At 31.4% G+C, this 11,737-nt stretch carries 7 protein-coding genes; 5 read left to right on the forward strand and 2 right to left on the reverse strand.

Translation table 11 applies throughout. The features are described from left to right. The first annotated feature begins 116 nt into the window (after positions 1 to 116). From K8354_RS11045 to K8354_RS11060, 4 genes are all read left to right on the forward strand, one after another. On the forward strand, positions 117 to 938 hold the full coding sequence (locus K8354_RS11045) for a class I SAM-dependent methyltransferase (RefSeq protein ID WP_223439606.1): 822 nt from the start codon (positions 117 to 119) through the stop codon (positions 936 to 938). Between the two features lie 59 nt (positions 939 to 997). Further along, positions 998 to 2,668 (forward strand): RluA family pseudouridine synthase, encoded by a 1,671-nt coding sequence (locus K8354_RS11050; protein ID WP_223439608.1) that lies wholly within the window; start codon positions 998 to 1,000, stop codon positions 2,666 to 2,668. A 39-nt stretch (positions 2,669 to 2,707) separates the two neighbouring features. After that, positions 2,708 to 3,895, forward strand: coding sequence for a BaiN/RdsA family NAD(P)/FAD-dependent oxidoreductase (locus K8354_RS11055; RefSeq protein ID WP_223439610.1), 1,188 nt, complete (start codon positions 2,708 to 2,710; stop codon positions 3,893 to 3,895). A 752-nt stretch (positions 3,896 to 4,647) separates the two neighbouring features. Next, positions 4,648 to 5,658 carry a helix-turn-helix domain-containing protein gene (locus tag K8354_RS11060; protein WP_223439612.1) on the forward strand — a complete coding sequence of 337 codons (1,011 nt, stop codon included), beginning with the start codon at positions 4,648 to 4,650 and terminating at the stop codon, positions 5,656 to 5,658. Between the two features lie 230 nt (positions 5,659 to 5,888). Here K8354_RS11060 and K8354_RS11065 read toward each other — a convergent pair whose 3' ends face one another. Then, positions 5,889 to 7,448: an amidohydrolase family protein gene (locus tag K8354_RS11065; protein WP_223439613.1), complete on the reverse strand. Its 1,560-nt coding sequence runs from the start codon at positions 7,446 to 7,448 to the stop codon at positions 5,889 to 5,891. Between the two features lie 128 nt (positions 7,449 to 7,576). Here K8354_RS11065 and K8354_RS11070 point away from each other — a divergent pair, with 128 nt between their 5' ends. Further along, positions 7,577 to 9,511 carry a hypothetical protein gene (locus K8354_RS11070; protein ID WP_223439615.1) on the forward strand — a complete coding sequence of 645 codons (1,935 nt, stop codon included), beginning with the start codon at positions 7,577 to 7,579 and terminating at the stop codon, positions 9,509 to 9,511. Between the two features lie 113 nt (positions 9,512 to 9,624). On the opposite strand, the gene K8354_RS11075 is transcribed toward K8354_RS11070, so the two are convergent. Then, complete coding sequence (locus K8354_RS11075) at positions 9,625 to 11,586, reverse strand: YgiQ family radical SAM protein (RefSeq protein WP_223439616.1); 1,962 nt, start codon at positions 11,584 to 11,586, stop codon at positions 9,625 to 9,627. Positions 11,587 to 11,737: the final 151 nt, after the last annotated feature.

An 11,737-nucleotide genomic window follows, 5' to 3' on the forward strand; every position in this document is an offset into this window, starting at 1 on the left:
GTTTAATTTCATTTTAATACTATTGGTTAGTTCCACTAAAATAATAATTATATACCAATGATCGATTTTATTTAACATTCAAATTATTCAATTACTTTTGAACATATTTTTGAACGATGAAAAACAAATCACTGATCAGTAAAAAACTAGAAAATTTTTACAACAAAGCTTCTGAAGAAACCCGACTCGAAAAAGGAATGGGGATTTTTGAGTTTGAGCGAATTAAAGAATTAATTCAGCTCCATATTTCGAATCCAAAGTCTACCATTATTGATGTTGGTGGCGGAACAGGAAAATATGCCGAGTGGTTAGCCAAAAACGGACATCAAGTTCATTTAGTAGAACCCGTTTTAAAACATATAAAACTAGCAGAAAAAAGAGCTCAAAAATTAAAAAATCCGTTTTCTGTGGCTATTGGTGAAGCTAAAAAATTACCTTATAAAAATGATACTGCTGATATTGTAATTCTTCACGGACCTTTGTATCATCTGCAAAAAAGAGAAGATCGCGTTACAGCAATTCTAGAAGCAAAAAGGGTTTTGAAAAAAGGAGGAATTATTTTAGGGTTTGCCATCAATTACACAGCATCTACCCTTGTCGGTTTGATGAACGGAATGATACACGCAAACTCATTTTTTGACATGTGTAAACAAGAGCTCACCACCGGAATTCATAATGCTCCCAAAGATTTCCCTTTTTTATTGGCGGATGCCTATTACCACAAACCACAAGGTTTAAAAGATGAATTCTTAGAACAACATTTAGAATTCATCAACGTATTTGCCGTAGAAAGTTTAATTTGGTTGGATAACGAATATTTTGCGAATATGTTGGATAAAAAGAAATCGAAAACCTTAAAAGCATTGCAACAATTAACTCAAAATGATGAGTATTTATTACCTTTTAGTCCGCATATGATGATTGCAGTTCGGAAATAATAACATAGTTTGCCCCATTAAATCCTGATACATTTACCCAATAGAATCTAAAGCCAATTTTGAAACACTTTCAATATTTTAAAAAAGATATTTCTGGAATTTCACTTCCAAATAAATTTACATTTCCTTTTTATTACGAACCGCATCTTTTAGCTAAAATTGCTACTGAAGAGTTACAAGCGTATTTAGAAAATCAGAAAGATTTTAAGCACAATTTCGGCTTTCATACCGATGAAAAAGAACTAGCCATTGGTAAAATGTTTGGTGTTTTAGTAGTTCAAAATAAACAAGACGAACTGGGATATTTGGCTGCTTTTTCAGGAAAATTAGCAGATAAAAGGAATCCAGAAAAATTTGTTCCTCCTATTTTTAATATGAGAACAGAGGGTAGTTTTTACATCAAAGGAGAAAAAGAAATTGAAAAAATTGGAGAAGAAATCGCAACCTTAAAAAACGATATAGTTTATCGTTCTTTAAAAATAGAAGTTCAAAAAACAAGGAAAAAGATTGAAGAGGATTTAGCGCTTCAAAGAAAAAGAATGAAAATTTCTAAACAAGAGCGAAAGATTCGAAAAAAGAATGCCCAGCAAACATTAGCTCTAGAAGATTTTATAATTTTCGAGAAAAAATTGATTCAAGAAAGTTTTAATCAACAATTTTTCTATAAAGAATTGGTGGAATACTATGACACTAAAATTAAAAAAAGCCATCAAAAACTCCTCAATTTTGAAAATCGAATCACAGCTTTAAAAAAACGCAGAAAAGAAGTTTCTGCCAATCTTCAAAACACGTTGTTTGGAAAATATCAATTTTTAAATCGACATAAAGAGCCAAAAGGATTGATCGATATTTTTAACAATCCAGACATCAAACCGCCTGCTGGTGCAGGAGATTGCTCTGCTCCAAAACTATTACAATATGCGTTTCAGCATGCTTTAAAACCCATTGCTATGGCAGAATTTTGGTGGGGAATTTCTCCAAATTCAGAAATTAGAAAACATCAAAATTTTTATCCCGCTTGCCAAGGTCGATGCAAACCTATTTTAAATCACATGTTACAAGGTATTGAGATGGATGATAATTTATTACTAGAAACGTCATCAGAAAAGCAAGAACTAAAAATAGTTTATGAAGATGAAGCGCTTATTATTGTCAACAAACCAGCAGAGTTTTTATCCGTTCCGGGAAAAGAAATAAAAGATTCTGTGTATACAAGAATCAAAAAACGGTACCCAAATGCCACTGGTCCCCTAATTGTGCATCGATTAGACATGGCAACTTCAGGAATTTTAGTATTGACCAAAACAAAAGAAGCCAATAAAATAGTACAAAATCAGTTTATCAACAGAACTATTAAAAAAAGATATATTGCGCTATTAGACGGAAATTTATCAGAAAAAACGGGCACTGTGCACCTTCCTTTGCGATTGGATTTAGACGATAGACCCAGACAATTAGTAGATTTTGTCCATGGAAAAAATGCCAAAACGGAATGGAAAATTCTCGGACAGAAAAATAACCAAACACGCGTTCACTTTTATCCTATTACCGGCAGAACACACCAATTAAGAGTTCATGCTGCTCATAAAAATGGTTTAAACGCTCCTATTATTGGGGATGATTTGTATGGTAAAAAACAGAATCGACTGCATTTGCATGCCGAATTTATTGAGTTTATACATCCTCTCTCTCATGAAATTGTTAGTTTTACAGTGCATACAGACTTTTAAGAATTTCTTTTCAAACAATTTAAGCAACCCTTTTATCCCATGAAAAAAGAAATTGCAATTATTGGCGGCGGACCTTCAGCTTTTCTATTAGCTGCTTTTTTAAATCCAGAAAAATTTAGGGTGACTATCTATGAAAAAAACAAAACTGCAGGTCGTAAATTTTTAGTTGCCGGTAAAGGTGGATTTAATTTAACCCATTCAGAACCTATGGATCAATTTATAAAACGCTACACGTCAAATACCTTTTTAGACAAATCCTTACATCATTTTACCAATACTGATTTCAGAAATTGGCTAGATCAAATAGGTATTTCAACATACATTGGAAGCAGTAAAAGAGTGTATCCTAAAGAAGGGATTAAACCCATTGAAGTTTTAAATGCAATACTGAAAAACCTACTAGCAAAAGGAGTAACCTTAAAATACGAACATACTTTTGTGGATTGGGACAATAATCATAATCCGATTATCAATCATCAAAGTATAGAAGTAGATTACACCGTTTTTTCTTTAGGAGGATCAAGTTGGAAAAAAACAGGATCTGACGGATTATGGCTCCATATTTTTTCTAACAATGGCATCAAAACAAAAGTTTTTGAAGCATCAAACTGCGCCTATCAAATTGATTGGAAACCTAATTTTATTCAGAAACACGCAGGCACTCCTTTAAAAAACGTTTCGATTTCTTGCCATGAAAAAATTCAGAAAGGAGAAGCTGTTATTACCAATTTTGGTTTGGAAGGAAACGCTATTTATGGATTAAGTCCACAAATTAGAGAACAATTGTTTACACATTCAAAAGCAACTATTTTTATTGATTTGAAACCTTCGCTAACTTTAGAGAATGTTCTATCTAAAATAAAAAACTCGATCTATAAAAACACCACTCAAGTCTTAAAAAAAGAACTCAAACTCACTGTTGCTCAAATCGATTTATTAAAAGCGCATCTTTCTAAAGAAACTTATTTAAATCCTAAATCTTTATCAGAAAACATTAAAAATTTTCCTTTAAGAATCAACAAAGCCGCAACCATTGACGAAGCCATTTCTTCAGTTGGCGGCATTGATTTAAAATCGCTCACCGAAAAATTTGAACTCAAAAACATGCCCAATCAGTATTGTATTGGCGAAATGTTAAATTGGGACGCTCCAACTGGCGGATACCTTTTACAAGGTTGCGCAAGCATGGGTGTATTCTTGGCCAATCACCTGAACAAAAAGTATTAAAAAACTTAACTCCTCTTCTTTTAGGAACTCTATTCACTTTTTAATTTCTTCTATTAAAAAGAATCGCATCAATGAATAGTGAATGTTGCTTATAAAAATGGTTTAAATGTACCTATTATTGGCATTGATTTTTTAAAAAAATAGTGTTGTCTGATTAAAATTAGCTAAAGTGGTTTAAAGTATTGATAGTATTGATTTTCAAGAGCTTTTAAAGTAGTACACCTTGCTTTTAAAACTGCTTTAGAATTTATGATGTATCGAAAAATTTAAAATCATAATAATACTGTTTTTCAGTTAGTTACAGCCAAGTCTTTGTTCTTGATTCTAACAGCGAAAGGGGTCTTTTTATCTTTTATCGGACAACAATGATAAAAAAACAAGATTGTATTTAAGTGAAGAGTTCAAACATCTAAAAACAAATAAAGATGTGCGTTTTAATAGTAAGGCTGATTTTCAGAATAAATAATTTATTTAAATTAAGAAGATTAAAACTCCTTTTTCTTTAATTCATTTTAAAAAAAAGGAGTTTCAAAAAATTGAACCTCCTTAATAATGTAATAGTTACATTGGTAAACATTATTCGGGGGTTGGGGATTATTAATTTACTTATTTAATGCTGTACGAATCAAAGGTAGCTTATAAAATAAAAGTATTTTAACAGTATTGGATAAATAATTAACTCTAAAAAGCAAGTTCTAAAATATTTTTTTTTACTTTTAGCAATGAAGTTATTTTAATAAATTAAATAATTCATGCTAAGTGTAGAAGAAAAACGCGATTCCGATCATGTTAAAGTAATGGCCAAATACTTTAATGCAAAGTTAGATGAAGGAAATAATGCATCAACAATATCCATGGACAATACTATAGCAAATGGATTTATTAGCTCTTACAGATTGTTTAATGGTTTAACAGTTTGGGTTTATAATATTACTTTTAGAGAAGATTTTGATGTAGAACTTCAATTTTCTGAGGACAGGCCTTATTATTTTTCATATAATGTAAAAGGATATTTTCTTCATAAATTTGGAGAAGAAGAAAAGTATGCAAAAATTCTACAAAACCAGAATATGGTTGTAAGAGGTAGTTCTAAATCTTCTGTACGCATTGTTTTTCCTGCAAAAGTTAAACTAGAATTGGCGATTATAATAATAGACACAAAACTTCTAGTACATCAAAAAATAAGAAACGCTCAAAGAATTTATACAAATATTCAAGATATTTTTAAAAATATTCCTGCAAACATTCATTATAGACATTTAGGAAATATAGATCCTGAAACAAACGTTTACGCTTCAATTGTTACTAAAAATAAAGAAACAGATCTTGTAGCAGGTCTTCTTACTGAAGGTGCCGTTATTAACATGTTAGCATCACAAATAAATGCTTACAAAAAGGAAACATCAGGGAAAAACAAAATACCAAAACTAAGTAAAATAGAGCTTTCAAAAATAAGCACTATAGGAGATTATATAATTAATCATATTGAAGAAAAAATATCAATCCAAGAATTAAGTTCAATATTTTTATTGAGTCCCAAAAAGCTTCAAGCTGGAGTAAAACATCTTTATGGAGTTACTATAGGCAATTATATTCTAAACCTAAAAATGGGGCATGCAAAACATTTATACATTTCCACAGATTATAATACCTCAGAAATTTGTAGCCAAATTGGTATTTCCAGTAAAAGTTATTTCTCTAAAGTTTTTAAGGATAGGTATGGAATTTCACCAAGTTTGTTTAGAAAAAATTTAATTGGGTAAAAGTTAAAAAACTACCTATAATTTTTGCTTCCTCTTTCTAGAAACTCTATTCACTTTTTAATTTTTTCTATTTTCTATTTTCTATTTTCTATTTTCTATTTTCTATTTTCTATTAAAAAGAATCACATCTTCAAAAGTATGTTACGCCGTTATAGGAGTCGTTTTGTTCTTTTTCTGATAATTATTTTCTGGCCATAACACTTTTTCTGAATCGTTTTCTATCTAAAAAATTATTTTTTCATTCCTGGTTGAACCAATTTCCAATTACTTTTTGCTTTTTCTTCATCCACCATTTTCTTTACATCAGCAAGTAATATTTTTGCATCGTAAATAACACCATCTTTTATGGTATATTTTACACCACCTGCTCTAATTACTTCATTTTTTTTAGTCAATTTTACTGCGCCAGTTCCGTATAAAACTTTTAAATTTCGAAGTGGGTTTTCATCAACAATTACAAAATCCGCCAATTTACCTACTTGAATTGAACCAATTTTATCATCCCATCCTAAGGCTTCTGCACCATTCAAAGTGGCTGCCCTTATTACTTCTAAAGGATGAAAACCAGCTTCTCTTAATAACTCTAATTCTCTAATGTATGCAAAACCATACAATTGATAAATAAAACCAGAATCTGAACCTGCTGTAACTCTACCTCCTCTATTTTTATATTCGTTGATAAAAGTCATCCATAATTGATAATTTTTACGCCAAGAAACTTCTTGTTCTGTACCCCAATCATGCCAATAAGAGCCATGAGAAATTTTACTAGGTTCGTAAAATTTCCATAAAGAAGGTAAAGTATACTCTTCATGCCATTCAGCTCTTCTTGCCCTGTGCAAATCTCTACTTGCCTCATAAATATTAAAAGTTGGGTCTAAAGTAAAATCTAATTCTAATAATTCATTCATTACATTATTCCAGTGTTCTGAGTATGGTTTTGCAGCTTGCCCCCATAATTTACCAGCTTCTTCAAAACGATGTTGCTCATTTTGGTAATTGTAATCTAATGGATAATTTTGTACGGTTCTATCTTCAAATAGGGCTTCTGGCAAACCATACCAATGCTCCATAGAGGTTAAACCTGCTCTTGCAGAATGCAATACATTCCAGCGTGCAACACTTAATTGTGCATGATGACACGCAGAACCCAATCCTAGTTTTTTATTTTCTTCAAGTGCGGCTTGCATTATTTGAGGTTCAGCTCCAAAAAACTTAATTCCATCTGCCCCATTTTTTGCATTTTCTCTTACCCAGGCTCTAGCTTCTTCTGGTGTATTTATACCATTTTTAGCACCAGAACCAAAACCAACATAATCGAAAATTCTTGGAGCAACAATTTTATTTTTTGCGCTTAATTGTTTTACTTCTTTTGCATCAATTCCACTTGGTTGTCTTACTGTTGTTATGCCGTGTGCCATCCATAATTTAAAAACATATTCAGGACTTGCTCCTTGCGAATCTCCTCCTATATGACCATGCATATCTATAAAACCAGGCAATAGGTACATACCACTTGCATCTAATTCCTTACCTCCGTTTTTAAGTTTTGGGCGTTTGTCTTTGTTGATTTTAACACCTGGATAACCGACCACTTCTATTTTGGTAATTATATTATTTTCTACCACAATATCTACCGGACCTCTTGGAGGTGAACCATCACCATTTATTAAAGTTACGCCTCTAATAATTAATTGATCAAAAGGACCTTCTCCTAAATAATTGTCTTGAGAAAAGACATTAAAAGTGAATAAAAAAATAGCTATTTGTAATACTCTAGAAAAATTCATAAAAGTTGGTTTGTATTTTCTAAAGATACTTAAATTTTGATATTTTAAAAGTTTAAAAACGCAAAATAATATACTTCAAATTTTTATCCAATTATAAGTGATATCTTATAGGCTCCAAATAAACTAAAATGAATAAGAAAACTATAACGCGTTCAATTTTAATACTATTAGTAGCATTAGCAGGTCCAGTAGGAGTTGGGATGGCTATTTTTAAAATTGGAGATGCTGCTTTTTCTGGCAGTAATAATAGCAAAAGCATTACTAGTTATTATTTATTAGATTATATTACTATTAGTGCAACCTATAATCTGTTTTTTATTGTAGCTTTTGCTTTAATTGGATGGATTATTAAAAGTAGAAAAGTTCAGCTATCTACAATTATAAATTTTACCTTAATAGGACACCTCTTTTTTGTACCTTCTTTTTTAGTATCCTTATTTCTAACCATGATTCCTGTTGAAGGAAATATCAAAGGGTTTATCATATTCCCTGCCTTTCTTCTTACTGCGATTGGAGGAATTATTGGCTTCTTGACCTTCTTTATTGTAAAGTTACTCAAAACTAAAAAATCAGAAAACAACCATTCTGAGCTTCGTCTTTTAGCTCCTTATGGCATTGTAATAAGTGTTTTAATGTTATTACAATTGGTCATCAAGAATGAAGGCACAACCACTATTGAAATTGTTTCTTTTAAGCACGATGATTTTAGTTGGGGTATAAAACAAAAGAAAAAAAGTAAAATTGGGATGATTAAGAATGAAAGAAATGATCCGTACTTTGCCTATATCATATACGATAATAAAGAGGCTGATACCATAAATATAAAACTAAGACGAAGTTATCATTCTTTATTTACAGAAATGGATTCTGTATTTTCAGTGCAACCAGAAATACTTGCATATCAAAAAAATAAGAGTACCATTATTAATACTACCGATTTAAACAAAATCGAAATATTTACACCTAAAAATACTTCTGATGTGCTTTACTATCGTATTAGAAAAGCTTTTAGTCCGTTTACCATTTATCTAGAATCTTCCATCGTAAGCGCAAGAGTAGCTTCGATAATTGCAAGTGATATTCTTAGCAATAGCTCTGAGAGAAGATATTTTCATGAAATGCAAACCGATTTAATTCTAGAATCTGTTGCTCTTGGAGAAATCAAAAAAGCGAATCTTCAGGAATTTAAAAACAATAATGAATTTGATTTAAGGATTTCTGTGGATGGAAGACTACAAAAAAAACAAAAATCAACAAATGTAAATGACAAAAGAGCTTCTTTTTATGGCCACGTAATAGGACAGGTTAATGAAGGCGTTTTGCATATCACATCACCCATAAGCAATGTAGAATATTTTAAACTTGAGGAATATAAAAAAATTGATTTTACAAACTATAAAAATAGTAATGGCCAATCTATTTTAGATGTATACACGCTTATAGAAGGTATAGAATGCGCTACAAATATTACTACCGCTGTAAAAGAGTGTCCTGATATTAAAAGCCTTTTCTTAATAAACCCAGCTTATAATGGCATTCAAGAATCTATTGGAAAGCTTACTAAGGTAAATTACTTGGGTGCAAAAAACATAACAATAGATAAAATTCCAAGTAGTATTTGCAAATTAAATAAATTGTATTCCATTAACTTTTTAAACATTAAAGGGAATGTAAGCTTCCCAAGTTGTATTCAAGATCTTAAAGAATTAAGGAACCTTAATTTGATAAATTGTAACCTAAAGAAGTTTCCAGAAAACTTTAAAAACCTAAAATATATTGCCCGCTTAGGTCTGCACGGTAATGCTATCAGAAAAATACCCAATGAAATAGCAAACATGAAAAACTTAGAGCTTTTTAGTATTGATTATCATGCAGACTTAATCATCCCCGAAAATTTAATTCTTAAAAAAGAACTTCGTTTAGATTTAGTGACCTATAATAAAGCTGATACTGAAGCAGCCGAAAAGTTATTGATAAAATTAGGTAAAAGCAGAGATCAAGACAGGAACAATGACGAAATAAGTTTCTGGTATGTTAATGATAAAAGCCAAGGAACAGAATAATATTGAGTTTAAATAAACTTTAAATTTTGAAAATTATTACTATCACAATAGAAATTACTTCAATATTGTTTACTTAACCTTATCGTACATCTCCAATTAATTCGGCAAAAAACCTACCTCCTCTTTTTAGGCGCTCTACTCACTTTTTTCTTTCTTCTATTAAAAGGAATTGCATCATCAAAAGTATGTTGTGCCGTTTTATGACTTGTTTTATTCTTTTTCCAAGAATTATTTTCTGGTAATAAAACTTGTAATAAATCAGATCTGCCAACTTTGTTCAATGTATTTTTAATCCAATCTTTATTTTCTTTTTTGTACCAAAAGAAAAATTTATGTTGATCTTCTTTCTCCTTTTTAGTCTTTGGAGTTTTAGTTGGTTTTAACGTATATGGATGGTACCCGGAATAATAAATAACCGTTGCAACCGTCATTGGCGTTGGTGTAAAACCTTGCACTTGCTCTAACTGAAAGCCCATATCTTTGGTTTCCGCCGCCAAATTTGCCATATCTTCTACTTCACTAGCTGGGTGACTTGATATAAAATACGGAATCAATTGCAAGTTCAATTTCTTCTTGATGTTAATTTTATCAAAACGTTCCTTAAACATATGAAAATACTTAAAAGACGGTTTTCGCATCAACTTTAAAACAGGGTCAGAAGTATGTTCTGGAGCTACTTTTAAACGTCCTGAAACATGCTTGGTCATGACCTCTTCTGTGTAGGCATCTAATTCTTTTGAGTCTGCGTTTTTATTAAATTCAGGCACTAACATATCGTGTCGAATTCCACTTCCAATAAAAGATTTTTTTATCTTGGGATGCTTATCCACCGCTTGATATAAATCCGTTAAAGGTTTATGAGAAGTATCTAAATTAGAACAGATTACAGGCGAAATACAGCTTGGTGCCACACATTTATCACAAATAGATTGCACCTTTCCTTTCATCTGATACATATTTGCAGAAGGCCCACCAATATCAGATAAATACCCTTTAAAATCGGGCATGCTCGCTACTTTATCAACTTCCTTTAAAATAGATTCTTGACTTCTACTCGCAATAAATTTTCCTTGGTGCGCAGAAATCGTACAAAAACTACAACCACCAAAACATCCTCTATGAATGTTAATTGAAAATTTTATCATTTCGAACGCAGGTATTGGACCACGTTTATCGTATTTTGGATGCGGTAAACGCGTAAAAGGCAAATCAAAAGAACCATCAATTTCCTTTTCTGTCATTGTTGGAAAAGGCGGATTGATCACTAAAGTTCTACCTTTTACTTCCTGTAAAATTCTTCTTGCCTTTAATTTATTGGACTCTTGTTCTATCGTCTTAAAATTAGAAGCAAATGTTTTTTTATCCCCTAAACAAGCCTCATGAGAATTGATAGTAACATCATCCCAATCATTGACAACCGGCAATTTTTCATTCTTTTGATCGATTAAAACCGCCGTTTGTTTAATGTTTTTTAAACTAGAAAACGGAACTCCTTTCTGCAATAAAGTTACAATTTCTCGCAAAGGTTGTTCTCCCATTCCGTACACCAACATATCAGCTTTAGAAGTTTCTAAAATTGTTGGCAATAGCTTATCAGACCAATAATCATAATGTGTTACGCGTCTTAAAGAAGCTTCAATTCCGCCAATTAAAATAGGCACATCCGGAAATTTCTCTTTTAAGATATTCGAATACACAGAAGTTGCATAATCAGGCCTAAAACCTTTATCACCATTTGGTGTGTATGCATCTTTATCCCTTCGTTTTTTACTTGCCGTATAATTAGACACCATCGGATCCATGCAGCCTCCCGTACAACCAAAAAACAATCTAGGCTTTCCTAATTTTTCAAAATCTTGCAAATTATCATGCACACTAGGTTGTGGCACAATGGCTACTTTTAAACCATAACTTTCTAAAATACGGCCAATTACTGCGGGCCCAAATGATGGATGATCCACATAGGCATCACCACTAAAAAGTATTACGTCTAATTGTTCCCAACCACGAATTTTTACTTCTTTGTTTGTTGTTGGTAACCAATCTGTTAATTGATGTTTTGTAGTTCCTTGCATAGTTTGCAAAAATACGAACAATTTTATTAGAAAAAAGTTATTTTATAGATGCCTTTTCGCTAATTATTTGAAGCTATTTCCTGCTTTTCGTTGTATCTTTTTTCTGAAAAAGAAAAAAGGATGCCACTTCAATCAGGGCTACGATTATTTG

Source organism: Polaribacter litorisediminis (assembly GCF_019968605.1).
GTDB lineage: Bacteria > Bacteroidota > Bacteroidia > Flavobacteriales > Flavobacteriaceae > Polaribacter > Polaribacter litorisediminis.